Here is a 26,546-nt window from a genome sequence, read left to right as displayed (position 1 = left end):
GGCGATGCGGGTTGCCCTTGCTCTCGGGAGCGGCGGTGCGCGGGGCTACGCGCACATCGGTGTCATCAACGAGCTGCGCGACCGCGGCCATGAGGTGGTCGGTATCGCCGGGTCGTCGATGGGCGCCCTCGTCGGTGGCCTGTACGCCGCCGGCAAGATGGACGAATTCGCCTCCTGGGCAAGCGGATTGACACAACGCGCGGTGTTGCGGCTGCTGGACCCCTCGCTCAGCTCACCCGGCGTGCTGCGTGCGGAGAAGATCCTCGACGCGGTGCGCGAGATCATCGGCGATGTCACGATCGAGAACCTGCCGATTCCGTACACGGCGGTCTCGACCGACCTGATCGCCGGCAGATCCGTGTGGATGCAGCGCGGCCCGCTCGACGATGCGATCCGGGCCTCCATCGCGATCCCGGGCATCTTCACCCCGCACGTCGTCGACGGCCGACTGCTGGCCGACGGCGGCATCCTGGATCCGCTGCCGATGGCGCCCATCGCGGCCGTCAACGCCGATCTGACCATCGCGATCACCTTGTCCGGAGCTGATCCGGCTCCCCGGTTGAGCGAACCGGAGCCCCGGCCGACCGCCGAGTTCCTGGGCCGGATGTGGCGCAGCACAACCGCATTGCTCGATACCACCGCGGCCCAGCGGGTGCTGGAGACTCCGGCCGCCAGGTCCATGCTGAGCCGGTTCAGCAGCGCCGTCGACCCGGAACCGGCACCCGACGAGGTTCCCGGCGCGACGTCGATACCGCGGCTGGGCAGCTTCGAGATCATGAACCGCACCATCGACATTGCGCAGGCCGCCCTGGCCCGGCACACGCTGGCCGCCTACCCGCCGGACCTGCTGATCGAGGTGCCGCGCACCGCCTGCCGCAGCCTGGAATTCCATCGCGCCGACGAGGTCATCGAGATCGGCCAGGAGTTGGCCGCGGCGGCGCTGGCCGCGCTGGACTGACCTCCTGCGCCTAAATGTCATTCGTGCAGCAAATACTCCGACTTCCACCCGAAGTGCCAGTCTCTGCGGATTCAAAGCGTCGGCGTGTCGGGCTTTCGGTGGAGAGCCTCGAAGGAGGCTCTAGGAGTTCTCCGGCCTGCATCCCAAGCCTCAAGCGCCTCTTCCAGGCTCAAGTACGAGGCAAAAAACAGCACTGACAAATCCGGACCCACGAGTACTGTTCCGACTCCGCGAATATCGCTGGCCACTCGGATGATTCCGTCTCGAACATCATAAGTTCGATCGGCCGCGACATTTCTATCCATATTCAAACATTGAGCGGCAACTGCGATTTGATCAGATCTCATTACGGCACTCCTATATCCCAATGCGTAACAGGGGCACTCGGCAGGTCCATATTCGGCGGCCACCCAAGAATTTGCCCAGTCTGGCCGTCTACGGCATACACGTTCTTCCCATCGTAGTAGGCATTGAACCAATGGCCAGCGAAGCCGTTAGCCCGATCCACTCCGATGACAGCGTGCGCGCCTGCACCCTGATCGATCAGATAGCGCTCGATCTCCGTGGGTGTGGCCGCAACTTGCCGCAATCCGGTCGCGGCTTCCATTTCGGGGACGGAGAGAGTCCCGAGCCCGGCCGACGCCCCAGAATCGATGCCCGAAATTCGGTGGTCAACCGCAAGCGCGCACTGGCCGCAATTCACGGCCCGCGCGGGATCGAAAGGGTCCATGCCCGGTCCATGATTGATCTCCGGCAACCACTGACCGATCTCGTTGATCGATTGGGGTGGCATTGGACCGATGGGTACGTGGTGATCGAGTCCGTCGGGGGCACTCACGACCGGTTGGTCGCCGTGACCCAGTGTTCCGGGGAACCCGCGGTCCGTAGCCAGCGAATGGGTTGCCGCCGAGTCGGGGATGTGCCCTGGAGAATCGACAAGTCCGCTCGGAATTCCATGCGAGGTGATCCCGGGACCCGCGGCTACTTCGTCGAGCCCGGCCCGGGCGAGCGCACCTTCGCCGCCGAACATCAGTGTGGGCGCGGTCATCGCGCCTTCGGCGGACTTCTGCCCGAGGTAATACGCGGCGTTCGGAGAATTCCACGCACTCTTGACTTCATTGACCGCGGGATTCAACGGCCCGAACGGGCCACTGAACTGCTCCGCCGTCCCCTTCACGAGATCTCCCCAGGACTCCGCCACCCCCGGCTCACCAGGCCCGCCCTGGCCCAAGAGATTCCTGATCTGCTGCTCAGTACCGAACCAGGTGTCAGCGCAACCATCGCCGAACCCCGGCTCCGGACCTTTTACCTCCGGTGACCGATACGAAGGCGGCAGAGGCTCATTGGCCTTGGCCATCAGTTCATTGACGCGTGCTTCGATCTGATCAGGCGGAACACCGCCATTGACCATCACTTGCCGCAGGACAGCTTTCGCCCGTTCAGCTTCGGCGGGATCCATCGGTGGCCGAGGTTGCGGCGCAGGCAATGGACCCGAACCACCTGCCAACTGCCCCAACGCATCGTCCAGCGAATTCGGCTGCGGCGCAGCCTGATGCCCCGACGGCGGCCGGCCCGCATCAGGCTGCGGGGCCTTCGCCGCGGGCACTCCGGTTGCCGACGAAATAGCCTGCGCCAGTTCAGTATCGATAGCCGATCCGCGACCCAGCACTGCCGCGATACGCGCCTGTAAGTCGGCAACCTTTGCCGCCACTTGCGCTGCGGCCTCCTCTGTCAGATACGACGTATCCGGAGCAACTACTTGATTGGTGGCTGTGTTCACCACGACAGCCGGTGCTGCCGCCGCATCGTTCAGAATGGCCCGGACATCGGCGGCCAACGCGTCAGCTTCCCTCTCCGCATGATCCATCGACGTAGCAGCTCTACCCACGCGGTCAGCGGCATCTTCATGATCACCGGCACTGGCCACCATCGCCTGCTGAGCTGTCGCGCCCGCGGCGCCCTCCCATGTCGATGCATTGGCCAACGACCGATAAAACTCAGCCGAACAGTTATGCGTCGCGGCAGCCGCGTGAGACGCCGAGGCAAGGTTCTCGATTTCCGTCGGCCAGTCCAACAACTCCTGCAGACTCAAACCCACGAACGCCGCCTACATAGCGGACGCGGCATCATCGATCGCCTCGGAACCCTCGGTATCGCTCTGCACGTACCGTCCCGCAGCCTCCCGATGCGCATCCGCATGACCGACAAAGACAGCACCGAACCGGGCCCGCTCGTCCTCCCAGGCCGACAACATCCCCGCCAAAGCCGCACCGGAAGCCGCCCCTAAACTCACCCCCGCAGCCTTCGCCCGCGCCGCCTCGTGATCAGCCACAAAAGAAACCCCGTGACCCTCCAACCGACCAGCGGCCACAACCAACTCTTCAGGATCAACCCGCAACGGCTCACCCACTGACTTCACACCCCCCCAACGAACAAGGTTAGCCCGGAGCGCCCGACGGCACCGCCAGGAATTCCGCAACCGCCGCCGCCACCCGGCGGCCCTGCGCCCGGCCCGCGATGGCCGACGGTTGCCGGCACCGCGGATCGAGCGGGTTGGGCCCGAACGCTGCGACCGCGTCGTCGTCGGCGAACACGGCGAGCTTGTTTCCCGGGAACGCGGCAATTTCTGCGGCCGCCCCGCTGCTGAACGGCGAGGGGACATTCTCCCCGGCGGGCACCAGCACCACCACGGCGTCGCAGTCCTCGGCGGCGGAGGTGTTGACCGCACTGCGCACACCGCCGTCCATGTAGCGGCGGTTCCCGATGGTGACCGGCGGCCACACCCCGGGGACCGCGCAGCTGGCGGCGACGGCGTCGACCAGCGACACCCCCGAGTCCGCGGTGAACACCACCAGTTCGCCGGTGTCGACAGGGATGGCGGTGATCCGCAGATCACGGTCGGGCCAGTCCTGAACAGGCAATCGGTGCGCGATCACCTCTCGGCGTAGCGCCTCGGGCACGGTGTCGGAGGCGACGGCGATCGCGCCGACGCGTCGCAGCTTTGCCGCCGCGTCACCCGGTTCGCTCAGCGCGGTCAGGAAGATCTCGGCGATGCCGTCGATGTCGATGCCGGAATCGATCTCATGCGACTCCGCGGCCACCTGACGGGCGTACAGCTCGGTCAGCGGGGTGCCGGTGCCGAGTTGGGCTGCGACGGCGGACCCCGCCGACGTTCCCAGCAGCACGTCGGCGGCCAGCACCGCCGCGGCGGTGTCCGGGGATTCATCGGCGATACCGGTCAGCACCCCGGTTTCCCAGGCGATGCCCGCCAATCCGCCACCGGCCAGGATCAAGCCACGTTTCACGAGGTCCGAGTCTGCCAGCCCGCGGCGCACTATCGTGCACCCATGTTCCGCATCGGGGTCCTCGCCGCCACGCTGCTCGTCCTGCTCGCACCGACCGCCGCAGCCGAGCCACCCAACCTCAGCGACGTCAAAGACCAGGTTGTCACCTATCACGACAGCGGCGCATACCTCGCGGATCTCACGACGGCCACCCGTCCCGCGCTGGCATGGCTCTCCGAACAGGCCCCGCGGGTGCCACGGCCCGCTGCGGTGTTCGACATCGACGAGACGTCCCTGTCGAACTGGGAAGGGCTGTCCGCCAACGATTTCGGTCGGATCGGCGCTGGATCCTGTGACGATCTCCCGCATGGCCCGTGTGGGCTGGTCGCCTGGACCCAACTGGCCCGCTCGACCGTCATCGAACCGACACTGGCGGTGTACCGGGAAGCCCGCAAGGACGGTGTCACCGTCTTCTTCATCACCGGCCGGGACGAGTCGATGCGCGATGCCACCGTGCGGAACCTGGCCGACGCCGGGTATACCGATTACGCCGAGCTGGTGATGCAGCCGCCGGGCTCGCACCCACCGTCGGCCGCGGACTACAAGGCGCCCCAGCGGGCCCGGATCGAATCCGAGGGCTACACCATCATCGCCAATCTGGGCGATCAGCCATCGGACCTGGCCGGCGGCCACGCGCAGCGGACCTATCTCCTGCCCAACCCCTTCTATCGGATTCCCTAGGAGCGCCGTGACAGCGACGATGCGGGCACAGCGCTTCTACGCCGACACCAAAACCATTGCGGTGGAGGACGTTCCGATACGGGAGCCGGGCCCCGGCGAGGTCCTGGTCAAGGTCGCGTTCTGCGGCATCTGCCATTCGGACCTGAGCTTGATCAACGGCACCTTCCCGGCTCAGGTCCCGGTGGTGACCCAGGGGCATGAGGCCTCGGGCACCGTCGCCAAGCTGGGGCCCGGGGTCACCGGCTGGGCCGAGGGTGACCGGGTGGTGGTCGCCGCCGGCCGCCCGTGTCTGGGTTGCGTGAACTGCCGGCGCGGCGATGTGAGCAACTGCCTGCGCATCCGGCTGATGGCCTTCGCCTACGACGGGGCGTGGGCGCAGTACACCGTCGCGCAGGCGTTCGGCCTGACCCGCGTGCCAGACAACGTGCCGCTGGAGCAGGCCGCCATCCTGGCCGACGCGGTGTCCACGCCGTTCGGCGCGGTGGTGCGCACCGGCAAGGTCGGCATCGGCGAGTCCGTCGGCGTGTGGGGCGTCGGCGGCGTCGGCACCCACATCGTGCAGCTGGCCCGGCTGGTCGGCGCGGCGCCGATCATCGCCGTGGACATCAAACCTGCCGTCCTGCAACGTGCCGTCGAGTTGGGCGCCGACCACGCGTTCGACGCCCGCGACGAGCACCTGCACGACAAGATCGCCGAACTCACCGGGGGCCGCGGCCTCGACATCGCCTTCGACGCGGTCGGGCTGTCGTCGACCTTCGACCAGGCGCTGGCCAACCTCACCGTCGGCGGCCGACTGGTGGGAGTCGGGATGAGTGCCGACGCACCGAGCATCGGGCCGACGGCGATGTTCAATCTCACCAAGCGGCAGGTACTCGGCCACCTCGGCTACCAGAACGCCGACATCGGGACACTGGCGAATCTGGTATCGCTGGGCCGGCTGGATCTGCACCGCTCGATCAGTGAGATCGTGTCACTGGAGGACGTCGCCGAAGGCATCGACAAACTTCATCGCGCCGACGGCGATCCGATCCGGATTCTGGTGAAGCCCTAGCTGAGGTGCGGTGCGGCCCGCCCCGCGATGAGCGGCAGATCCAGATAGGTGGCGACGCCGGGGGCCGCGGCGCACACCGCGGGTACCGAGTTCACACAATGCGCGGCGGTGCCGACCACGCCGGACTCCACCTCGTCACCCGGCTCACCCTGGAATCCCCGCACGACGACGGTGAAGTCGGGGTTGCCGCGCACCGACATCTCGTAGCGCTGCCCCTCAGGACCGAAAGTCCATGCGGGATCGAGGTTCTCCTCACCCATCAGCCAGTTCACGGTGATGCGCACCACCGGTTCGCCGGCCACCTGCGCCTCCCAGTGGAAACGCCGGGCGGCGACCTGGCCGGGCTGGATGTCGCCGATCGGCGAGGCGATCGGGGCGGTGGCCACGGCCACCTCCTGGGACGTGACGACCCGTGGGTCGACCCGGAAGCCGAGCTTGTCGGTGCACATCCGGACCGCCTGGATGAACCCGCCGTCGAGCATCTTCTGCATCGGCCCGCTCATCGCCTTGTCCGGGGTGTCACCGAAACCCATCACGTGGCGCAGCACATCGGGCGCGTCATAGGTGCGGAGGTCGGAAAACTCTTCGGCGCGAACGAACGTCACGCCGGTGGACAGCACCGACAGCAGCAGCGGGAACTTCTCACTGAAGCCGCCTGGCGCGATGCCGGTGCCGTGCAGCGTCACCCCGCCCTCGACGGCCGCGGCGGCAAGCGGCGCGGCCTGCTTCTCGCTGGGGTACAGCCACCCGACCGGGGTCACGACGTTCTTGCCCGACCGCAGCAGCGCAGCCACCTCGTCGGGGTTGGGTAGCAGCGGCGCATAGATGACGGCATCGGCATCCAGCGCCAGGATGTCCTCGATGCGGTTGGTGGCGCGTACCCCGAGCGGTCCGGTGCCGAGGATGTCCCCGATATCGCGGCCGTTCTTGGCGTCCGAATGCACCCACGCGCCCGCGAGTTCGAGTTCGGGGTGTTCGAGTACGCCCTTGATGGCCGCGATGCCCACTCCGCCGGTCGCCCACTGCACCACTCGCAACGCCATTGTCGCTCCTTCATGAACCCGCACCGGAAAATCGAAACTAGAACACGTTCTACCACCTTCGGCGCCGCTACCCGGCACAATGACGCGTGATGACCAACGGCCTGGACTTCGGTGTGCTCGGCCCGTTGCAGGTGACCGTGGACGGCAGGGGGCTGCCGCTGGGGACGCCGAAGCAACGGGCGGTGCTCGCGTTGCTCGTGATGAGCCGGAATCGACCGGTCAGCGGCGACTCCCTGGTGACCGCGGCCTGGGAACAGTTCCCGCCGCCCGAGCCCAAAGCCAGCCTGCACTCCTACATCTCCAACCTGCGCAAGCTCATCTCCGGGACCGGGGCCGACGGCCGGACCGTGCTGGCCAGCGCGGCGCCCGGCTACCGGTTGGCGGTGGCCGACGCGAACTGCGACATCGGCCGGTTCATCGCAGGCAAGAGTGCCGGGGTGCAGGCCGCGGCGGCCGGCCAGTTCGAGCAGGCCAGCAGTTATCTGTCGACGGCGCTGGCGCAGTGGCGCGGGCCGGTGCTCGACGATCTGCGCGATTTCGAGTTCGTGGATCCGTTTTCCACCGCCCTGGTCGAGGACAAGGTGGTCGCCCACACTGCGCACGCGGAAGCCGAAATCGCTTGCAACCGTGCGTACACCATCATCGGCGGGCTCGAGTCACTGGTCGTCGAGTACCCGTACCGCGAGCCGTTGTGGGCGCAACTGATCACCGCGTATTACCTCAGCGACCGGCAATCCGACGCACTGGACGCGTACCAGCGGCTCAAGACGACCCTGGCCGACGATCTCGGGATCGACCCCGGGCCCACCGTGCGCACCCTCTATGAACGCATCCTGCGTCAGGAACCTCTCAACGTCCGGCAGGCCGCACAGACCACGGCCGTGCACAAGATCAACACCCTCGACCTGCGCACCGCGGTGGGAGTCCACACCGTGACGGCACAGGTGCGCACGCTCTCCGGGCGCACCTACCCACTGGTGGCCGCGGCCACCCGGATCGGCCGGCTGCCCGACAACGACATCGTGCTCGACCAGGCCAACGTGAGCCGCCACCACGCCGTCATCATCGACACCGGAACCAGCTTCGTGATCACCGATCTGCGCTCGGCGAACGGCGTCGACGTGGATGGCCAACGCATCCGCGGCACCGCCAGCCTCACCGATGGCGACCGTTTCCGCATCTGTGAGCACGAGTTCGTGTTCGAGATCGTGCGCCCCGGCGAGTCATGACCGGACCGACTTCCCGGGAGGGCACCGATTTCGGCCCCTATCGGCTGCGGCGTCTCATCGGACGCGGCGGGATGGGTGAGGTCTACGAGGCGGAGGACACCGTCAAAGACCGCATCGTCGCGCTGAAACTGTTGCCGGAGGGCGTCTCTCACGACCCGGTCTTCCGCAAGCGGTTGCAGCGCGAGGCGCATTCGGCCGGGCGCCTGCAGGAACCGCATGTGGTGCCGATCCACGACTACGGCGAGATCGACGGTGTGCTGTACGTCGACATGCGCATGATCAACGGGAGCGACCTGCGCAAGCTGCTCAAGGGATACGGCCCGATGACGCCGGCGCGCGCGGTCGCCATCGTCCGGCAGATCGCCTCGGCGCTGGACGCCGCCCACGAGAGCGGCATCATGCATCGCGACGTGAAGCCCGAGAACATCTTGATCACCCGGGACGATTTCGCCTACCTGGTGGATTTCGGTATCGCCAATGCCGCCAGCGACGAGAAGCTGACCGAACTCGGCACCGCGGTGGGCACGTACGCGTATATGGCGCCCGAGCGATTCACCAGTGGCGAGGTCAACTACCGCGCCGATGTGTACGCACTGACTTGTGTGCTGCACGAATGTCTCACCGGGTCACAGCCTTTCCCCGGCGACAGCGTCAGCATGGTGATCACCGCCCACCTGATGAATCCGGTCCCGGCGCCGAGTACGACCCGCCCCGGTATCCCGACGGCCTTCGACACGGTCGTCGCCCGCGGCATGGCGAAGAGACCCGAGGAACGCTTCGCCAGCGCGGGCGATCTGGCCGCCGCCGCCACCGAAGCGTTGAGCTCCCGGGATCAGGACCAGGCGGCCACCATCGTGGCGCGCGGCGAGGCCGCCGCGCGCCCCGGCGTGCAGTACAGCGCCCCCGGCCGGCCGCCCATCCCGCCGCCACCACCGCCGGGAGCCACGCCGAGGCCCTACGCCGCGACACCCCCGCCGGGCGCGGGCTTCTACCAGCCGCCGCCGAGCGGTCCGGCCTGGAATCAGAACCCTCCCCCGCCCAAGAAGAAGACGCCGTGGCTGCCCATCGCCGCCGCCGCGGGCGTATTCGCCTTGGTGCTCGCCGCGCTCGGGATCTTCTGGCTGGTCAAGCCCAGCGACGACACAGACGACACCGCCTCGCCGCCTACCGGCACCACCAGGACGACCGCAGAACCCACCGAGACCACCGAACGGACCAGAACCAGTGAACCCGACAGCCCGGGTTCACTGGAGAACCAGCTGCTGGGCCTGCTGCCCCGCGATTACGCCCCGGGCACGTGCCAGGTGGTGCACCCGCCCGTCACCGGCGCGCTGGCCACCGTGGACTGCGGGCAGTCGACCTCCCCGGGCGGCCCGGCGGCCTCGCGGTATTCGCTGTTCGCCGATCAGGGCCAGCTGTCGGGACATTTCGACGACGCCATCAAGGGCGATTCCGAACTGCTGCAATGCCCGGGCAGCGGCATCGAGTCGCCGACGACGTGGCATTACACCGACTCCGCGCAACGGGCCGAGGGTTCGATCGCGTGCGGCACCTACGACAACGGCCCGGATATCACCTGGACCAAGAACTCCGACCTGCTGATCGGCAACATCCAGGCGCCGGATCTGGCTGAGCTGCACCAGTGGTGGCTGGCCTACGGGTAGGCCCGCCAAGGATTCACCAAGAATCCATCAAGATCGGCGTTGGACTCTGATGTCACCCCGGAGCGACCGGGACCGACCTCACCAGGAGTCCAGCACATGCTTTCCACCTTCGCCCGCACCGCGTTCGTCAGCACCGTGCTCGGGCTGGCGGCCTTCGGATCAGCGACGGTCTCGGTAGGGACGGCGCACGCCATCACCTCGCAGACCGACAGCGCGTTCCTGCGCGAGATCGCCGCGGAGGGCATCTCCTACGAGTCCGCCTCCGCGGTCATCGGCAACGCACACCAGGTCTGCTCGGAGCTCAAGGCCGGCGCGTCGGGCACCGACATCGGCGTGGACATCCTGAACAACACCGACCTCACCACCCGGCAGGCGGCGGCCTTCGTCGTCACCTCGATCGACTATTACTGCCCGCAGTACACCGACGCTTTCGCCTGAGACGTATGTTGAGCCCGACCGCAATGAAGCGAAAGGGACCCACCATGCCGAATCGTGTTTTCGTCGTCGGAGTCGGAATGACGAAGTTCGAGAAGCCCGGGAGTCGCGAAGGGTGGGACTACCCACAGATGGCCAAGGAGTCGGGGACCAAAGCCCTCGCCGACGCCGGCATCGACTACACCGAGGTGCAGCAGGGTTACGTCGGTTACTGCTCCGGCGACTCGACCTCCGGCCAGCGCGCCCTCTACGAACTGGGGATGACGGGCATCCCGATCGTCAACGTCAACAACAACTGCTCCACCGGGTCGACGGCGCTCTACCTTGCCGCACAGTCCATTCGGGGCGGGTTGGCCGACTGCGCCATCGCGCTGGGGTTCGAGAAGATGCAGCCCGGTTCACTGGGCGGCGGCGCGCAGGATCGCGAATCCCCGCTCGGCAAGCACGTCAAGGCGCTGGCCGAGATCGACGAGTTCGCGTTCCCGGTGGCGCCGTGGATGTTCGGCGCGGCCGGGCGTGAACACATGAAGAAGTACGGCACCACCGCCGAGCATTTCGCGAAGATCGGCTACAAGAACCACAAGCATTCGGTGAACAATCCGTACGCGCAGTTCCAGGACGAGTACACCCTCGACGACATCCTGGGCGCGAAGATGATCTCCGATCCGCTGACCAAGTTGCAGTGCTCGCCCACCTCCGACGGATCGGGCGCGGCCATCCTGGCCAGCGAGGCCTTCGTCGACTCACACGGTTTGGCGGCTCAGGCGGTGGAGATCGTCGGGCAGTCGATGACCACCGACTTCGCATCGACGTTCGACGGCAGCGCGGCCAACATCATCGGCTACGACATGAATGTCAAAGCCGCACAGCAGGTCTACGACCAGTCGGGGCTCGGGCCGCAGGACTTCCAGGTGATCGAACTGCATGACTGCTTCTCCGCCAACGAGCTGCTGCTGTACGAAGCATTGGGCCTGTGCGGCGAGGGCGAGGCCCCGGCGCTGATCGACAAGGACGACACCACCTACGGTGGGCGCTGGGTGGTGAACCCGTCCGGCGGGCTGATCTCCAAGGGTCACCCGCTCGGGGCCACCGGACTGGCGCAGTGCGCAGAGCTGACCTGGCAGTTGCGTGGCACCGCCGACAAACGGCAGGTCGACAACGTCAGCGCCGCCCTGCAGCACAACATCGGCCTCGGCGGCGCGGCCGTGGTCACGGCCTACCAGCGCGCCGAGCGCTAACCGTCCAGCATCGCGTCGATCAGGCGGGTCAACACCTGCCTGATCTCGCGGCGCGCCTTTTTCGGGTCGTCCGCGGTGGCGATGACCATGGCGGCCTCGTCCAGGGCGCCGATCAACACGTGCGCCAGGGCGCGTACCGGCTGGCGGGTGAGCTGGCCTGCCTTGATCGCCTCGGCGAGCAACTGTTCGGTCATGCCCAGGCTGTAGCGCTGCGCGACGTCGCGGAATCCCGCCCAGCCGAGCACGCTGGGAGCGTCGAGCAGGATCAACTGCCGTACTTCCGGGTCTCCCGACACTTCCAGCCAGGCCTCGACCGCGGCCCGGATCGCATCCGCCGGTGTGGCCGCGCCGGTGGCGGCCACCTCCGTCCCCAGCCGGACCATCACGTCCTGCTCCACCGCCTCCGCCACAGCCAGGAAAAGCGCTGCCTTGTCGGCGAATTGGTGATACATCGCGCCGCGGGTCACCCCGGCGGCGGTGGCGATCTCGGGGGTGCCCACATCGGCATATCCACGCTCGCCCCACAGCCTTCTGGCGGCGGCGATCAGCGCTTCGCGGGTGGCCGCGGAGCGCTCCTCCTGGGTACGTCTCTTGTTTTCCATACACCCTGTTGGTAAGTTACGGACACACTGTCCGTAAATGCGAATCGAGCCGGGAGTCATTCATGCCGACCATTGAGATTAACGCCGGAACCATCCATTTCGAGGAATTCGGGCCCAAGGACGGCAGGCCCGTCGTCTTCGTGCACGGGTACATGATGGGCGGTCACATGTGGCGACCGCTCAGTGCGCGACTGGCCGAACGCGGGCTGCGCTGCATCGTCCCCACCTGGCCGCTGGGCGCCCACCCCGAGCCACTGCGGCCCGGGGCCGACCGGACCATCCGGGGTGTGGCCGGCATCGTCGCCGACACCCTGGCCGCTCTGGACCTGCAGGACGTCGTACTGGTCGGCAACGACACCGGCGGGGTGGTCACCCAACTGGTCGCGGTGCACCACCCCGAGCGGATCGGCACCCTGGTGCTGACGAGTTGCGATGCGTTCGAACACTTTCCGCCACCCATCCTGCAGCCGCTGATCCGCGCCGCGCGATCCAAGGCACTTGTCCGAATTCTCACCCAGGCCATGCGCATCCCCGCCGTGCGCCGCAAGGCCTACGCCGGCCTGGCCCACTCGGACATCGACGCCCTCACCCGGGAATGGGTGCGCCCGGCCCGGTCGAATCCGGCGATCGCCGAGGACCTGCGGCACCTCACCTTGTCCCTGCGCACCGAGGTCACCACCGCGGTGGCCGCCCGGCTGCCCGAGTTCGGCAAACCGACGCTCATCGCGTGGTCGGCCGACGACGTGTTCTTCCCCGTCGGTGACGGCGAACGACTGGCGCGGATCATCCCGCAGGCCCGCCTGGAGATCATCACCGGCGCGCGCACCTACTCCATGCTGGACCAGCCGGATCGGCTGGCCGACCTGGTGTCGGCCGTCGCCGTGCGAACAGGCTAGAGCGTGGTGACGTCGTAGCCGCCCTCGGCGTGCCGGGCCCGGATGGTCTTCTTGTCGTACTTGCCGACGCTGGTGCGGGGCACCTGGTCGATGAACGTCCACCGCTCCGGCAGCCACCAGCGGACGACCTTGTCCGCCAAGAACTCCCGCAGTTCTGCGGGATCGGCCGAGGCGCCTTCGTCGAGGACCACGACAGCCAACGGGCGCTCCTGCCAGCGCTCGTCGGGCACCCCGACGACGGCGGCCTCCAGGACCGCCGGGTGCGCGATGAGCAGGTTCTCCAGTTCGACCGACGAGATCCATTCACCACCGGACTTGATCACGTCCTTGGCCCGGTCGGTCAGCGTCACGAAACCATCCGGGTCGACCACCCCGACATCGCCGGTGCGCAGCCAGCCACTCTCGAACTTCTCGGCGTCGCGGCCGAGGTAGTAGCCGCCGGTAATCCAGGGCCCGCGAACCTCCAATTCGCCCACGGCCTTACCGTCGTCCGGCAACCGGTTGCCCTCGTCGTCGACGATGCGGATCTCGACCCCGCACATGGGCCTGCCCTGGGTTGCGCGCATCTGCCAGTGCCGTTCCTCGGACACTCCGGGCAGCGGTTTGGCCACCGTGGCCAGCGGCGAGGTCTCGGTCATCCCCCAGGCCTGCTGGATGTAGACGTCGTGCTCGTCCTCGAATGCTCGCATCAACGACACCGGCACCGCCGAGCCACCGCACGCGACCAACCGCAACGACGAAACATCATGTCCCGGAGCCTTTTCCAGGCAGTGCATGACGTCGTTCCAGATGGTCGGCACCGCGCCGGCCACCGTGGGCCGCCGGGTTTCGATCAATTCGATCAGCGACGTCCCGTCCAGGAACCGGTCCGGCATCGCCAGATCCGCACCGGCCATCAGCGCGGCGTACGGCAGCCCCCACGCGTTCGCGTGGAACATCGGCACGATGGGCAGCACCACATCGCCGCAGCTGACGTCCAGGGCGTTGGCGGTGCAGGTGCTCAGGGCGTGCAGATAGCTCGAACGGTGGCTGTAGACAACACCTTTCGGATTCCCGGTGGTGCCGCTCGTGTAGCACATGGCGGCCGCCGAATTCTCGTCCAGCTCGGGCCAGTCGAACGCGGCGGGCTGACCCGCCAGCAGTTCGTCATAGCTCAGCACCGTGGGCCCCGACAGCGCACCGGTGTCGGCGTCGCCGACCACGATCACGGTGTGCACAGTGGTCAGCTGCGGCACAACCGGAGCCAACAGGGGCACCAGTGAGGCGTCGACGATGATCACCTGGTCCTCGGCCTCGTTGGCGATGAAGGCGATCTGCTCAGGCGACAGCCGGATGTTCAGGGTGTGCAGCACCGCACCCATGGCGGGCGCGGCCAGGTATGCGGTGAGGTGCTCGGCGTTGTTCCACTGGAAGGTGGCGACCCGCTGGTCGCCGGTGATCCCGAGCCCGCGCAGCGCATGCGCCAACCGTGCGGCCTGTTCACCGATCTCGCGGTAGGTAGTGCTGCGGTGGCCGAGCCCTGATGTCGCCGCCCCTGCGGCTCCGCCCTGGCCGGTGGCGGTGGTGACGACGCGGTCCCCGTTGACGCCGCATGCATGGCGCAGGATCGCGGTGATGGTCAGCGGCCAGTTCTGCATGGTGGAGTACACCGCCGCGATGGTAGCGCCCACCCGAGTCGTGCCTGCAACGAATCACCGCCGCGCGACGATGTAGTTCACAGCAAGTGTTCACCACCTCGACAGGGGGCGCGGCATGCGTCCATATCTCACTGCTGTGACCGTCGCGGCCGCCGCACTGCTCGCCTCGGCGCCGTCCGCGCAGGCCGACGAGTCACCGCTGGAGACCATCGGCCGGTTGCAGACCGAGGGCTACACCGTCAACGTCGACCGGGTGGGCAGCGCGCCGCTCGACCGGTGCGTGGTCACCGGGGTGCGCAATCCGCAAACCGTGACGCGGCTGATCCGGGTCGACAATGGCCGGAACGGCAAACATGACTACGACTACATCGAGGTGGTGGTCAGCCGGTCCATCTCGGTGTCCCTCGACTGCACCGCAAACCAGCGCCATGGGCCATGATGGACACATGCGAATGAGATGGCTACTGCCGGTCGCGGCGGGTTGCGCCGCAGTCACCCTGCCCGTGGGGCTTGCCTCGGCTGAGGAGTCGGCGCAGGAAACCATCAATCGCCTGCAGTCCGAGGGCTACACGGTGAACATCGACCGGACCGGCACCCTGCCGATGAGCCAGTGCGTGGTCACCAACGTGCGCAATCCCAACACCATCAAGCAGTGGGTGCCCTATGTCGGACCGGGCACCGACGAGCGGGTGCTGGTGCAGCAGACGGTCAGTCAGTCGGTCTCGGTGTCGCTGGACTGCAACCGCTCGATCTCGGGAACGCGCTAGACGCCGACCGGCTCCAGTTCGCGTGCGTCGTTCATGTCGACCGCCTCGAACGGCGAGTACATCGGCGACGGCGGGGTGACACGGAACGCGGTGATCTGGCCGTCCACGTCGGAGATGTACAGCCGGTCGCCCTGGTTGCTCAGGGTCACGGCCGTCGGACGGGATCCGACGGTGATGATCTCCAGCACTTCGTTGGTGACGGTGCACAGCACCGCGACCTGGTCGTAGTCGACGACATAGGCCCGTGAGCCGTCGGCCGAGAGCGCCATCTGAATCGGCAGTGAGCCGGCTGCGATGGAGCGGCTGACGGTGAAGCCGGCCAGGTCGACCACGACGATCGCACCGAGGTCGGTGATGTCCGAGGTAAGCACGTACGCGGAAGTCTCGGTGACGGCGAGGTCGCGAACCGGTGCGCCGAGCGGCAGCGTCTTGCGGACGCGGGCCGTCTCGGTGTCGATCATCAGCAGGCGGCTGCCCGAGATGGTGCTGACGGCCGCGTACAGCGTCTGCCCGGACGGGGCGATGCGAAGACCGTCGATCGAGGCGCCGACGCCCGTGGGGATGTCGATGGTGCCGACCCGCTGCGCGGTCGTGTCGATGACGGCGATGTCGACGTGGTCGTCACCGGTGCGCGCGACGTACGCCCGCTTGCCGTCGGGACTGACCTCGATGGTGGTCGCGGTCATCGCCAGCGGATAGGTGTCGAGCACCTTGTTGGCTCGCGTGTCGACCACCACGACGTTGTCCACCTCGGCGGTGCTGGTGATCACGTACGCGCGGTCGTCGGCGAGTGCGACGGCCGTGGGCTCACCCTGCACGTCCACCAGGCCGGGGCCCGCCACGGTGTCCGGGCGCACCACGGTGACGGTGTCGTCGCCGTGGTTGGCCGCCACGATGGTCCTGGAGTTGGCCGCGACGTCGGCAATGGCACCGCGCCCGATCAGCACCGATCCTGCGAACGCCGTCCGCGACTCGGTCAGCGCAGCATCGTTCGCACGCACAAAAACACTTGCCATTTTCTTCGACACCTCCGCCGGTATAACTGCACCGGCACTAGATTCAGTCGCCATGCGCCACGGTAGGGGCGCGTCTGCATAGAGTCTAGCGACGAAAATTGCACCGAACGAAGGCTCGAGCGGCCCCGGCCCGTGTTCTGCCGTCAACCTCTCAGACACTTATTAGGAAACTTTTCGTTATGCAGTTGTGACCTTCCGTCAGCAACTCAATACTCTTCATTTAGCTGCGATTTTGGGGCGTCAGCAATCTCCGCCGCGGCGTCGGAAACGGCCCCCGCAGACGGCCACGCAACCCGCACCGGCCGAAAATGAGCGCCATATCACAAGCGACACGTCAGCAAACAGGGCCTCACACGCGACGCTTGACCCGGGCGCGCATCCGGCACATCGGGCGGCTCAGATTTGACATTGCTGTCAAATTAGCTGGAGTCAGCCGGCCTGCGGCAGGGGAATGTAGGAAAGGCCTTTCTCGGCTTTCACGATCCGCCCGGACCAGGTGTCGGGCGCCCCACCGGGCCCGTCCATCTCGATGATGCGCAGGTAGCTTCCGTCGGGCCGTTGCGACACCGCGTCCACCCATGCGGCGTGACCGCCCGACGGCGCGTCCAGCAGCCCGGCGGGCACCACCACGATGGCGTTCGCCTGGGGAGCGTCGACCACCGTCCAGCCCGCGGCCCTGGCGGCACCGGGCAACGCCGTCGGTGCGCCGCTCATCGCGGGATAGAACTGCTTGCCGGACACGAAGTACCACTTCTGCAACGCAGCCCAGACATCGGTGCCGCCCGCCGCCGGGTTCTCCATCACCCTGCGCCCGTTGGCGCGTCCCGACGCCGGCTGTACCGAGTCTGCGACGCAGGGTGGGACCACCGGCTCGTTGGAGCCGGTGGACAGCATCGCGTCGGTGACGTACCCGCCGCCCTCCATCCGATTCCACAAGTCGGTACTCAGCTTGTGCGGACCACCGCTGAATTCGGCCCCTCGTGCGTAACACGTGATGACGACGCGCGAATGGTTGGCGATGCTGCCGATTTTCTGACTGTTCGACGACGGCGCCGAACGCACACTCAGATCGAAACTCCCCGTATCGACCGTGACCGTGCGCTTACCCACCGGGGTTTCAGATTCGGGCACCGCTCCAGCCGGCGCGACCATCCCGGCACTTCCGGACACCACCGAGACCAATGAGAAAGCCACGACGAATGAGAAAGCCACGAATGCGATTACCCACGTACTCACCCCGGTTGAACGCACAGCAACCCCTTCGGAATACCAATTCCGCAGAAGCATAATTCCAGAATTGGTTATTTGCTAGCACCGAAAGATTTCTTTGCCGAGCCGTGACGTCGGTTCAGTGGGACTCAACGCCATTGATAGCGCGTCTTCGGGCGCCCGGCCTTCCCGTAATCGGTGCCGCGAGCGACGGTGCCGTCGTCGGCCAACCGCTCCAGGTATCGCCAAGCGGTCACGCGGGACACCCCGACCCGCTCGGCCACTTCGTCGGCCGTCAGGCCACTCGGGCTGTCCCGCACCACCCGGGCGATCTCGTCGGTGGTGTGCGGGGCCGCCCCCTTCGGAGAGACGGCCTTGTCGGTGGCCACCCGCAGTTCGGCGAAGGCGCGGTCCACCTCGGCCTGGCTCGCGGCCTCGGTGCCGGCGGGCAGTGCGCTGCGATAGCGCCGATAGCGCTCCAGCCGATCCCGGAACGCGGCGAACGTGAACGGTTTCAGCAGGTAGGCCAGTGCGCCATGCGCGACGGCGGCCCGCACCATCTCCAGATCCCGCTCGGAGGTGATCGCGATGATGTCCGGCGCCGGCGCCAAGCCCGACAGCGCCGAAGCCAACGCGATGCCGCTGGCGTCGGGCAAGCCCAGGTCGAGCAACACCAGATCGACGGGCGGTTGCGCTTCCACCGCCACCCGCATGGCATCACGCGCGGTGTGTGCCACCCCGACCACCGAAAAACCTTCGAGGCGGCCGAGATAGGTGCGGTGAGCCTCGGCGATCAGCGGTTCGTCCTCGACGATCACAACCCGGATCGTCATCGGGCGGCCCTCGGCACCGTCACGGTGACGACCGAGCCGTAGGTGATTTCGGCGGTGACCGTACCGCCATGCCGGTTGACCACCTGCGCCACCAGCGCCAGGCCCAGGCCGTGCCCATGATCGGGGTCCGCCGCATCGCTTTTCGTCGAGTACCCGCGTCGCAGCGCCCGCTCGAACGTCTGCGGGTCCATCCCGGGCCCGCTGTCGGCCACCCGGATCATCAATGCGTCGTCGTCCTGGTGCACGGTGACCTCGACCCATGGTTCGTCGCGGTCGCAGGCATCCAGTGCGTTGTCGATCAGGTTGCCCAGCACCGTGACGATCTCCTGGCCGGTCAGCGGGACATCGGAGGGCAATTGGGTGTCCTCGGTGACGGTCAGCGCGATGCCCCGTTCGTCGGCCTGGGCGGTCTTGCCCAACAGCAGCGCCACCAGGGCCGGTTCGTTCACCGCGTGCGACAACCGGTCGACGAGGTGCTGGGACAGTTCCAACTCCCGGGTCGCCACCGCGACCGCCTCCTGCGGACGGCCCATCTCCACCATCGTGATGACGGTGTGCAGTTTGTTGGCCTGTTCGTGGGCCTGTGCCCGCAACGAGTCGGTGAGCACCTTGAGTGCGCTGAGTTCGCCCAGCGCACCCTGCAATTCGGTGCGGTCGCGGACCGTGACCACCTCACTGTGGACGCCTCCGACGACGCGCGCCCGGTTCACCACCAGCACCCGATCCTCGGTGACCTGCAACTCATCCCGGACCCCCGGGTCGTGGCTGCGCAGGAATGCCGGCAGGTCTGCGAGCGTCACCGGTCCGTCCGGCAGGCCCAGCAGTCTGCGCGCCTCGTCGTTGACCAGCGCCACGCCACCCCCGTCCAGCACGATCAAACCTTCGGACACCGAGTGCAGCACCGCATCGTGGTGGTCGTACATCACCCGCAACTCATCGGGGCGCAACCCGTGCGTCTGCCGCAGCAGACGCCGCCGGATGGCCCACGCGCCGAGTAGCGAAATCCCCAGTGCCGCCGCGGTGACCGCGACGATCGTCGGGATCTGCGCCTGCCAGCGCTGCGCCAGCGACTGCCGGGTGATACCCGCCGACACCATGCCGACGATGCGGCCGTCGGACGACCGCACCGGGGCCACCGCCCGGATGGACGCTCCCAACGTGCCGGTGTACACCTCGGTGAACGTCTCACCTCGCCGCGCCGGGTCCAGGGTGCCCAGGTAATGTCCGCCGATCTGAGTCGGATCGGTATGGGTGAACCGGATCCCGTCCGGCGCCATGATGGTGATGAACGCGATGCCGGTGGCGGTGCGGACCGCCTCGGTCATCGGCTGCAAAATCTTTGTCGCCGAGCCCGATTCGATGGCCGACGCGGTCGACGGGGAGTCCGCGAGCGAGGTCGCGATGCCCAGCACCTGCTGCCGGGCCGCATCGTCGCCGTCACGGCGGGCATCCAGCAGGGCCAGGCCGCTGCCGGCCAGCACTACCAGCGCGATCACCAGGATCTGGAGCGCGATCGTCTGTCCGGCGAGCGACCACCTGCGCACCCGCCACCCCCCGCTGAACGAAATGAACTAAAACGTGACCCCGGTCACGTCTTCGCGCACCATCCTTACATGACCTCCTCCACGGACACGCCCCCCAAGAAGCGGGACCGCACCCACTGGCTCTATATCGCCGTCATCGCCGCCGTCGTGCTCGGCGTCGCTGTCGGCTTGCTCGCCCCGGCCATCGGCAAGGACGTCGGCGTCCTCGGCACCATGTTCGTCAGCCTGATCAAGATGATGATCGCCCCGGTCATCTTCTGCACCATCGTGCTGGGTATCGGCTCGGTCCGGAAAGCGGCCACCGTGGGGCGGGTGGGCGGCCTGGCCTTCGTCTACTTCCTGGTGATGTCGACCGTCGCGCTCGGCATCGGGCTGGTGGTGGGCAATCTGCTCAAGCCGGGCTCCGGGATGCACCTGTCGGAGAAGTCGGCGGGCCAGGGCGCCGCGCTGGCCGAGAAGGCCCATGAGGCCGGCGGGTTGATGGACTTCGTCACCCACATCATCCCGACCACACTGCTCTCCTCCCTCACCGAGGGAAATGTGTTGCAGGCGTTGTTCGTTGCGCTGCTCGTCGGATTCGCCCTGCAGGCCATGGGGACCGCGGGCGAACCCATCCTGCGTGGTATCGAACATCTGCAGAAACTCGTATTCAAGGTATTGACCATGATCCTGTGGCTGGCCCCGATCGGCGCGTTCGGCGCCATCGCCAATGTGGTCGGCCAGACCGGCTGGAGCGCGGTCACCCAACTGCTCGCGCTGATGCTCGGCTTCTACCTCACCTGCATCGTGTTCGTGTTCGGCGTGCTGGGCGTGCTGCTGCGTGCCGTGTCGGGCGTGTCGATCTTCAAACTGGTGCGCTACCTGGCCCGCGAGTATCTGCTGATCTTCTCCACCTCGTCTTCGGAGTCGGCACTGCCGCGTCTGATCGCCAAGATGGAGCACCTCGGCGTGGACCGCAGCACCGTCGGCGTGGTGGTGCCCACCGGGTACTCGTTCAACCTGGACGGCACCGCGATCTACCTGACCATGGCGTCGCTGTTCATCGCCGACGCGATGGGTCATCCGCTGGCCCTCGGGGAGCAGCTGTCGCTCCTGCTGTTCATGATCGTCGCGTCCAAGGGCGCCGCCGGGGTCAGTGGCGCCGGGATGGCCACCCTGGCCGGTGGTCTGCAGAGCCACCGACCCGACCTGCTCGACGGTGTCGGCCTGATCGTCGGCATCGACCGGTTCATGTCGGAGGCCCGCGCGGTCACCAATTTCTCCGGGAACGCCGTCGCCACCGTCCTGGTCGGCTCGTGGACCAAGACCATCGACCGGGACCGGGTGGACACCGTGTTGCGTGGCGACGCCCCGTTCGACGAGCTGAGCATGGTCGACGGCGAGCGCGTCGCAGAGCCGGCATCGGAGCGTGTCCCGGTACCGGCGTAGGGCGTGCACGAGAACCCGGCCGGAGCTTTTCCGGCCGGGTTTTTCGTTGTTGTTGAACCGATTCCACGTCCGGACCGTGTTCTCGGTATGCGTCCGATCTTCCTGGCCTCACTCGCCGCGGCGATGGCCCTGGCCACCGCCGCGCCTGCCCATGCCGAGTCCGCGCTGACCACCATCGGCCAACTGGAAGCGCAGGGTTTTCACGTCAACGTCGACCGTGTCGGGAGCGCCCCGCTGGATCGGTGCGAAGTCACCAGTGTCCGTAACCCGCAAGAACAGACCAGGCTCATCCGAGTGGACCGGCACGGCGACCGCGATGTCTTCATCCCGGTGGTGGTGCGGCGCACGATCACCGTGTCACTGGACTGTTCTCGATAGGGGCCGGGGAATCGAGGCAGAGGCACGCTGTATGGGACCATCTGCACATGACCCCGCAGGATGATCCCGAGGCCCGGATCAGAGCGCTCGAGCAGCCGCTCAGCGATATGGCCAGGGCTTCCGAACTGGGCAATGACAACCGCTACGACGCGTACGGCTATCCGCCCGCGCTGCCGCCCCCGCCAACGCCGCCGACGCAGCAGTGGCCGTACGCCGCCAACCCGTATCCCGGCGGGTATTCAACCGGATTTCCCACTGCGCCAAACCGTTCCGGGTTTCGCCCCTGGATGTTGTTCGTGCCCATCGCCATCGTCTTTCTCGCGGTGGCAGGCGGCGTGGTGGCCTGGACCATGTTTCAGAGCACGTCGGTGATCGGGAACGCTCCGGGGATCTCCGGTGGCGGGGGCCTGATCACCGATGCACCGCCGAGCCGGCGGTCCACGGTGATCGAGGCTCCCACCGCGGCGCCGTCACCGCCTGTGCCGCAACCCGGTAGCACGGTGAGCGTCTCCGGTATCGGGTCCATCAAGACGATCGCCTGCAACGAGAATGTGATGGTGGTCAGTGGCGCCAACAATCGGATCACCATCACCGGGCATTGCACCAGCCTGACGGTGTCCGGCTTCGAGAACAACGTCACCGTCGACAGCGCCGACGCCATCACCGCCGCGGGTTTCAACAATCATGTGGCGTTCCACTCCGGTGCACCCGCCATCAACCAGTCCGGCGAGGGAAACCTCATCGAGCAGGGCTAGCCTGCCGGTAGGACCGTGAGGTGCAGCGCCGCTGCGGTGGCGGGGCCGACGATCCCGTCCACCACCAATCCGGTTTTACGGGACTGGAACTCGCGTACCGCGGCTTCCGTTTCCGGTCCGAATACCCCGTCCACCGCCAGCTCGCCGGCATAGGCCGCGTAAGCAGATCTCAACCGGCGTTGTAGTTCGGCCACCTGTGGACCCATCGATCCGGTGAACAACAGGATCCCGATGTATTCGCCCACCGGTACCGGTGGGCGCGGCGTCGGCGCGGGGGCAACCAGCACACCGATGCGCGCGGCGATGTCGGCGCGCAGCTTGGTCATATCGATCGCGCCGGGGTCCCACTTCCCCTGCGCGTACCCCGCGTACTCCTTGTGGCCGATGGTTCGGGCGGACGTCTGGGCCAGTCGGCGGTTGATCGCGGCACAACACCCAACCAGCGCGAAATACTGTGCGTCCGGCCAGTTCCGGCGATGCGGGGCGAGTGGGCTGGTACCGGTGTTGGCGCATTCGATGCCGATCAGGTGCCAGTTGCCCATGTTCGCGGGCACCCACGGGTACATGCCTGCCCCCGCGTGCCAGGCAACCCCGAGCGCCACCACCGTCACTGTGCCGTCCTGCGCAATGTGCAACTGCGACAGGGGCCCAGACAGATCGGGGCGGCCGGCGGCGATCGATGCCGCCGTCGCGGTATCCGATCCGGTGTGGTGCACCATGACACCGCGGATGTCCTTGAAATCGCCGTGTCCGCGGTCCCGCCAGCCCGGATACTCGACGACGTCGAGACCTTCGGCTCTGAGCACCTCGCCCAGCCAGACCGGATCACCGGTCCAGGGTCGCGTCGACGGCACCGCGTTCGCCCCCATCTCACGTCGTCGTCTACCTGCGATCTCCAGGTGATCTCCACACAACCTCCAAGCACCACCGACCCCCGTGGCGACAGGATGTATCTCAGCCAACCTACCGGGGATCGCCTACAGGCTCACCCGCACAAGGAGTCTCACCATGAAATACATCTTCAAATCCATGGCTTCGGCCGCTGCCGCAGTGGTCGTCCCCGTGGGGGCCGCGATGGCCATCGGCGTCCTGGCCGCTCCCGACGCCTCCGCGGCCGGTGAATCGGCGGTCGCCACCATCGGCCTGCTGCGGGCGCAGGGGTTCGACGTGAAGATCGATCGCGTGGGTTCGGCACCGCTGGATCAGTGTGTCGTGACCAACGTCCGTAATCCGCAGGAGCGGACCGTTCGCAGTGCGAACGGGCCGGTAGACGCTCGATCCAGATTGGCAGGCTCAGCCCCCGAAAGCCTTGCCGATCCTGTTGACGATGTTGGTGACGCCCTTGCCGACCTGCTTCTGCAGGTTGGTGCCGCCCTTACCCACCTGGTTCTGCAGGTTCGTGCCGGCCGCACCGAGACGGTCCTGGACATTCGTGCCGGCCGTACCGAGCTGACTGCCCACATTGCTTGCAGCAGTGCCACCGCGCACCTGCAGATTGGTGCCGGCCTTACCTACCTGCACCTGCAAATTGCTGCCCGCCTTGCCAAGCTGGTCGCCCACATTGGCACCGGCCTGTCCCAGGTGGCTACCGAGCTTTCCGAGATTGTTTCCGAGCTGTGTGATCACATTCTGCTGCGAGTCGGCCGCGGCCACTCCCGCCGATGCGGTGGCAACGCCCATCGCGACCGCGAGCCCGCCCGTGCTCACGATTGCCGCAGCGGCAATTCGTTGCAACATCCCCTGACGTCGATCCATGATCGTCCTCCCTCTAGCAAACGCCTTTGTTGGCCTTAAAAAGTTAACACAGGGGTTGCTGGCGGAGCCATAGAAGTCACTGTCTTGCAGCAGAATAATGTATTAACCCCTTCGTAAATTGTTTTGCCCTGTGCCGTGGTGGTGAAGTACCCGATGACGCCATAAGCAAACCACCCCCGGGACGTCGCCGCACGCGCTCCGGCGAGCCAAAATTCGCTAAAAGTGCACGCAAAAGCCATATCTGAAACCGGCACCCCAGCAGCCGAGCCCAAGTCGGCAAACACCATAAGTGCCAGCTGAGCGACGGGAAGCTGCATTTTTCACCCGCCCGGCACCGAACTGGCACCGCATTCCGATTGCATGGAATGAGCACGGACACGTTGGCGCACGCGTGTTTGCTAGAGCGGCGAGTTGGCAAACGAATTTGGGCGGCGAGGCAGGCCCGCGCATAACGCCGTACCCATTAGGGATCGACGTTGGGACGCGCCACGTGTCCCGGCGCCGGCCGGCGGACGAAGCTACGCCGGCCGTCCGTCACTCAACGTTGCTGATTGAGCCAGACCTTGGTTCCGCCAAAAAGCGTCCAGGTGATCGCTCCGAATTGGAACGAGACCTTGGTTCCACCGCCCACCCACGCCTCGTCCGACGTCGCCAGCCCCAGTTGGGGCACCCACGCCTTGGCGAATTCCTTGCTGCCCCAATGCGCCCCAGTCTCGGGCGAGTACCACACCCGGACGGGGGTGCTGCCGGTGAAGTCCTGAAAGCCGTTCGCGAATGCCGTCAAGGGGACAACTTTGCGCGAGCGGGCCAGATCCCCGACGGGCGACGGCGACCAGACGAACTGGCCGGGCGTCAGTTCCCACAGCATGGCGGCCGTCCGCAGTTGCGCCCACACTTTCGACGTGGCGGCGAACACCGGACTGAGCACGTCCCCCAGCGTCGGCTCGATGATGGTCGCGAATCGCTGGTACACCGCACTCGTCCCGGGCGGGGACACAACGACCTGTTGCGCCTTCTTCGTGGTCCAGTTGGACTGGTACACCCCGAAGCGGTCCTCGTCGGACATGCTCGCGCTGTTGAGATCGCGCGTCGTATAGAGCATCAACGGGCCGCCGTAGGGTAGCTCCCGCCAGCTGCTGATCATGTCGGATATCAAGGCCGCTTGCGCCGTCTCCGAGACGCGGTTGGTCGGTGCGCCGAATTCGGTCACCCAGACAGCCTTCGCGCCCTCATTGTTGGCCAGCATGATCTGACGTAGCCGCACCAACTGATCGACAGGCGAATCGGCCTGGTACATCCCCTCCGAGAATTTCATGCTGTAGCTATACGGGTGGTAGGACAATGCGTCGAAGAATGGGCCGGCTCCCGCGGCGTACATCTTCGCCAGAAATGTCACCGGATTGATGGTCCAGGTGCCCCACGATTTACCCGATCCGAGCACGCCGCCGAGGATTGTGACCGTCGGATCGACGGCCTTTATCTTCGGATACGCCGCTTTCAGGAGTTCGGTATATCCGCTGGGATCCGGCTCCGGCCGATATCCGAAGATTCCGTTGGGTTCGTTCCAGATCTCGAACGCCGAGATCCTGCCTTTGTAACGCTCCGCCACCCGCGCGGTGAAATTTCCGTACGCCTCCGGTGACGCCGGCCTGCCGTTGGGCGGCAGCGTACCGGGCAACGCCGCCCACATCGGACTGGAGGTGATGGCGCAGATGATCGATATGTTCGCCGCTGCCGCCGCCGTGACCAAGCGGTCTGCCCGCGTCCAGTCGAGATTCCCCTTGGTCGTTTCCACATTGGCCCACGGAATGCCGATTCGAACCGTCCGGATATTGTCTGCGACCCACCGCTGAACGGTCTGCGCGACTTGGTCCTCGTTATAGAAGAACACCTGGGAATCGGCGAATCCCACAATGGATGACGCCGCCGCAGACGCGGCGACCCGGCCGTCCTCGACGGGTCGGTGACGTTGGGACGTCGGTACCACGAAGAGCAGCGCCAGCGTCAATACAGAAATGGCGAGAGAAGTGGTGGCACGAGAAAATTTACGGGCTGGATAATTCGTCGTCCGGCGCACGCGCAC

At 66.7% G+C, this 26,546-nt stretch carries 27 protein-coding genes; 13 read left to right on the top strand and 14 right to left on the bottom strand.

Going from position 1 to position 26,546, the window contains the following annotated elements:
- Positions 1-4: 4 nt before the first annotated feature.
- Positions 5-958: a patatin-like phospholipase family protein gene (locus AC1DY7_RS29950; protein ID WP_477497389.1), complete on the top strand. Its 954-nt coding sequence runs from the start codon at positions 5-7 to the stop codon at positions 956-958.
- Positions 959-1,304: 346 nt separating this feature from the next.
- Here the strand turns inward: AC1DY7_RS29950 and AC1DY7_RS29945 are convergent, their stop codons facing one another.
- The 3 genes from AC1DY7_RS29945 to AC1DY7_RS29935 are packed head-to-tail and all read right to left on the bottom strand — an operon-like array spanning position 1,305 to position 4,263.
- Entirely contained in the window at positions 1,305-3,056 is a 1,752-nt protein-coding gene (locus AC1DY7_RS29945; protein ID WP_477497388.1) for a toxin glutamine deamidase domain-containing protein, read from the bottom strand.
- A 9-nt stretch (positions 3,057-3,065) separates the two neighbouring features.
- Positions 3,066-3,368, bottom strand: a complete 303-nt coding sequence (locus AC1DY7_RS29940) for an ESX-1 secretion-associated protein (protein WP_477497387.1) — start codon at positions 3,366-3,368, stop codon at positions 3,066-3,068.
- Positions 3,369-3,396: 28 nt separating this feature from the next.
- Complete coding sequence (locus AC1DY7_RS29935; RefSeq protein ID WP_477497386.1) at positions 3,397-4,263, bottom strand: patatin-like phospholipase family protein; 867 nt, start codon at positions 4,261-4,263, stop codon at positions 3,397-3,399.
- Between the two features lie 42 nt (positions 4,264-4,305).
- Here AC1DY7_RS29935 and AC1DY7_RS29930 point away from each other — a divergent pair, with 42 nt between their 5' ends.
- Together AC1DY7_RS29930 and AC1DY7_RS29925 are read left to right on the top strand one after the other, a co-directional pair.
- Complete coding sequence (locus AC1DY7_RS29930) at positions 4,306-4,983, top strand: HAD family acid phosphatase (protein ID WP_477497385.1); 678 nt, start codon at positions 4,306-4,308, stop codon at positions 4,981-4,983.
- Positions 4,984-4,990: 7 nt separating this feature from the next.
- Entirely contained in the window at positions 4,991-6,034 is a 1,044-nt protein-coding gene (locus tag AC1DY7_RS29925) for a zinc-binding dehydrogenase (RefSeq protein ID WP_477497384.1), read from the top strand.
- Here the strand turns inward: AC1DY7_RS29925 and AC1DY7_RS29920 are convergent.
- Positions 6,031-7,077, bottom strand: a complete 1,047-nt coding sequence (locus tag AC1DY7_RS29920) for an NAD(P)H-dependent amine dehydrogenase family protein (RefSeq protein WP_477497383.1) — start codon at positions 7,075-7,077, stop codon at positions 6,031-6,033. The two genes, AC1DY7_RS29925 and AC1DY7_RS29920, sit on opposite strands and share 4 nt — an antisense overlap.
- Before the next feature lie 89 nt (positions 7,078-7,166).
- On the opposite strand from AC1DY7_RS29920, the gene AC1DY7_RS29915 reads away from it, so the two are divergent.
- The 4 genes from AC1DY7_RS29915 (at position 7,167) to AC1DY7_RS29900 (ending at position 11,643) form a co-directional block, all read left to right on the top strand.
- Complete coding sequence (locus tag AC1DY7_RS29915; RefSeq protein ID WP_477497382.1) at positions 7,167-8,306, top strand: BTAD domain-containing putative transcriptional regulator; 1,140 nt, start codon at positions 7,167-7,169, stop codon at positions 8,304-8,306.
- On the top strand, positions 8,303-9,970 hold the full coding sequence (locus AC1DY7_RS29910; protein ID WP_477497381.1) for a serine/threonine-protein kinase: 1,668 nt from the start codon (positions 8,303-8,305) through the stop codon (positions 9,968-9,970). The genes AC1DY7_RS29915 and AC1DY7_RS29910 overlap by 4 nt, the downstream gene beginning before the upstream one ends.
- Positions 9,971-10,066: 96 nt before the next feature.
- Positions 10,067-10,408 carry a DUF732 domain-containing protein gene (locus AC1DY7_RS29905; protein WP_477497380.1) on the top strand — a complete coding sequence of 114 codons (342 nt, stop codon included), beginning with the start codon at positions 10,067-10,069 and terminating at the stop codon, positions 10,406-10,408.
- Between the two features lie 44 nt (positions 10,409-10,452).
- Positions 10,453-11,643: a lipid-transfer protein gene (locus AC1DY7_RS29900; RefSeq protein ID WP_477497379.1), complete on the top strand. Its 1,191-nt coding sequence runs from the start codon at positions 10,453-10,455 to the stop codon at positions 11,641-11,643.
- On the opposite strand, the gene AC1DY7_RS29895 is transcribed toward AC1DY7_RS29900, so the two are convergent.
- Positions 11,640-12,245 carry a TetR/AcrR family transcriptional regulator gene (locus AC1DY7_RS29895; protein ID WP_477497378.1) on the bottom strand — a complete coding sequence of 202 codons (606 nt, stop codon included), beginning with the start codon at positions 12,243-12,245 and terminating at the stop codon, positions 11,640-11,642. The genes AC1DY7_RS29900 and AC1DY7_RS29895 overlap by 4 nt on opposite strands.
- A gap of 62 nt (positions 12,246-12,307) precedes the next feature.
- Between AC1DY7_RS29895 and AC1DY7_RS29890 the strand changes: the two genes are divergently transcribed.
- Complete coding sequence (locus tag AC1DY7_RS29890; protein ID WP_477497377.1) at positions 12,308-13,141, top strand: alpha/beta fold hydrolase; 834 nt, start codon at positions 12,308-12,310, stop codon at positions 13,139-13,141.
- On the opposite strand, the gene AC1DY7_RS29885 is transcribed toward AC1DY7_RS29890, so the two are convergent.
- Positions 13,138-14,790 carry a fatty acid--CoA ligase gene (locus AC1DY7_RS29885; protein ID WP_477497451.1) on the bottom strand — a complete coding sequence of 551 codons (1,653 nt, stop codon included), beginning with the start codon at positions 14,788-14,790 and terminating at the stop codon, positions 13,138-13,140. The two genes, AC1DY7_RS29890 and AC1DY7_RS29885, sit on opposite strands and share 4 nt — an antisense overlap.
- Positions 14,791-14,893: 103 nt before the next feature.
- Here AC1DY7_RS29885 and AC1DY7_RS29880 point away from each other — a divergent pair, with 103 nt between their 5' ends.
- Together AC1DY7_RS29880 and AC1DY7_RS29875 are read left to right on the top strand one after the other, a co-directional pair.
- Positions 14,894-15,217 carry a hypothetical protein gene (locus AC1DY7_RS29880; RefSeq protein ID WP_477497376.1) on the top strand — a complete coding sequence of 108 codons (324 nt, stop codon included), beginning with the start codon at positions 14,894-14,896 and terminating at the stop codon, positions 15,215-15,217.
- Between the two features lie 7 nt (positions 15,218-15,224).
- A complete protein-coding gene (locus AC1DY7_RS29875) occupies positions 15,225-15,545 on the top strand; it encodes a hypothetical protein (protein ID WP_477497375.1) in 321 nt (106 codons plus the stop codon).
- Here the strand turns inward: AC1DY7_RS29875 and AC1DY7_RS29870 are convergent.
- From AC1DY7_RS29870 to AC1DY7_RS29855, 4 genes are all read right to left on the bottom strand, one after another.
- Positions 15,542-16,546 (bottom strand): YncE family protein, encoded by a 1,005-nt coding sequence (locus AC1DY7_RS29870; protein WP_477497374.1) that lies wholly within the window; start codon positions 16,544-16,546, stop codon positions 15,542-15,544. The genes AC1DY7_RS29875 and AC1DY7_RS29870 overlap by 4 nt on opposite strands.
- Positions 16,547-16,990: 444 nt before the next feature.
- On the bottom strand, positions 16,991-17,755 hold the full coding sequence (locus AC1DY7_RS29865) for an amidase (RefSeq protein WP_477497373.1): 765 nt from the start codon (positions 17,753-17,755) through the stop codon (positions 16,991-16,993).
- 164 nt (positions 17,756-17,919) lie between these two features.
- Positions 17,920-18,603, bottom strand: coding sequence for a response regulator (locus AC1DY7_RS29860; protein ID WP_477497372.1), 684 nt, complete (start codon positions 18,601-18,603; stop codon positions 17,920-17,922).
- A complete protein-coding gene (locus AC1DY7_RS29855) occupies positions 18,600-20,147 on the bottom strand; it encodes a sensor histidine kinase (RefSeq protein ID WP_477497371.1) in 1,548 nt (515 codons plus the stop codon). The genes AC1DY7_RS29860 and AC1DY7_RS29855 overlap by 4 nt, the downstream gene beginning before the upstream one ends.
- 69 nt (positions 20,148-20,216) lie before the next feature.
- Here AC1DY7_RS29855 and AC1DY7_RS29850 point away from each other — a divergent pair, with 69 nt between their 5' ends.
- From AC1DY7_RS29850 to AC1DY7_RS29840, 3 genes are all read left to right on the top strand, one after another.
- Complete coding sequence (locus AC1DY7_RS29850) at positions 20,217-21,575, top strand: cation:dicarboxylate symporter family transporter (RefSeq protein ID WP_477497370.1); 1,359 nt, start codon at positions 20,217-20,219, stop codon at positions 21,573-21,575.
- A gap of 87 nt (positions 21,576-21,662) precedes the next feature.
- Positions 21,663-21,953 carry a hypothetical protein gene (locus AC1DY7_RS29845; protein ID WP_477497369.1) on the top strand — a complete coding sequence of 97 codons (291 nt, stop codon included), beginning with the start codon at positions 21,663-21,665 and terminating at the stop codon, positions 21,951-21,953.
- Between the two features lie 47 nt (positions 21,954-22,000).
- Entirely contained in the window at positions 22,001-22,708 is a 708-nt protein-coding gene (locus AC1DY7_RS29840) for a DUF3060 domain-containing protein (protein ID WP_477497368.1), read from the top strand.
- Here AC1DY7_RS29840 and AC1DY7_RS29835 read toward each other — a convergent pair.
- The 4 genes from AC1DY7_RS29835 to AC1DY7_RS29820 all read right to left on the bottom strand — a co-directional run bounded on the left by AC1DY7_RS29835 (position 22,705) and on the right by AC1DY7_RS29820 (position 26,471).
- Positions 22,705-23,562: a peptidoglycan recognition protein family protein gene (locus tag AC1DY7_RS29835; RefSeq protein WP_477497450.1), complete on the bottom strand. Its 858-nt coding sequence runs from the start codon at positions 23,560-23,562 to the stop codon at positions 22,705-22,707. The two genes, AC1DY7_RS29840 and AC1DY7_RS29835, sit on opposite strands and share 4 nt — an antisense overlap.
- A 123-nt stretch (positions 23,563-23,685) precedes the next feature.
- Positions 23,686-23,844: a hypothetical protein gene (locus AC1DY7_RS29830; protein WP_477497367.1), complete on the bottom strand. Its 159-nt coding sequence runs from the start codon at positions 23,842-23,844 to the stop codon at positions 23,686-23,688.
- Between the two features lie 157 nt (positions 23,845-24,001).
- Complete coding sequence (locus tag AC1DY7_RS29825) at positions 24,002-24,463, bottom strand: hypothetical protein (RefSeq protein ID WP_477497366.1); 462 nt, start codon at positions 24,461-24,463, stop codon at positions 24,002-24,004.
- 538 nt (positions 24,464-25,001) lie between these two features.
- Entirely contained in the window at positions 25,002-26,471 is a 1,470-nt protein-coding gene (locus tag AC1DY7_RS29820) for an LGFP repeat-containing protein (RefSeq protein ID WP_477497365.1), read from the bottom strand.
- Positions 26,472-26,546 lie beyond the last annotated feature (75 nt).

This window comes from Mycobacterium sp. P2_H7 (assembly GCF_056403275.1).
Note: the sequence above shows the minus strand (reverse complement) of the source record. Positions and strands in the feature narration are given on the sequence as shown.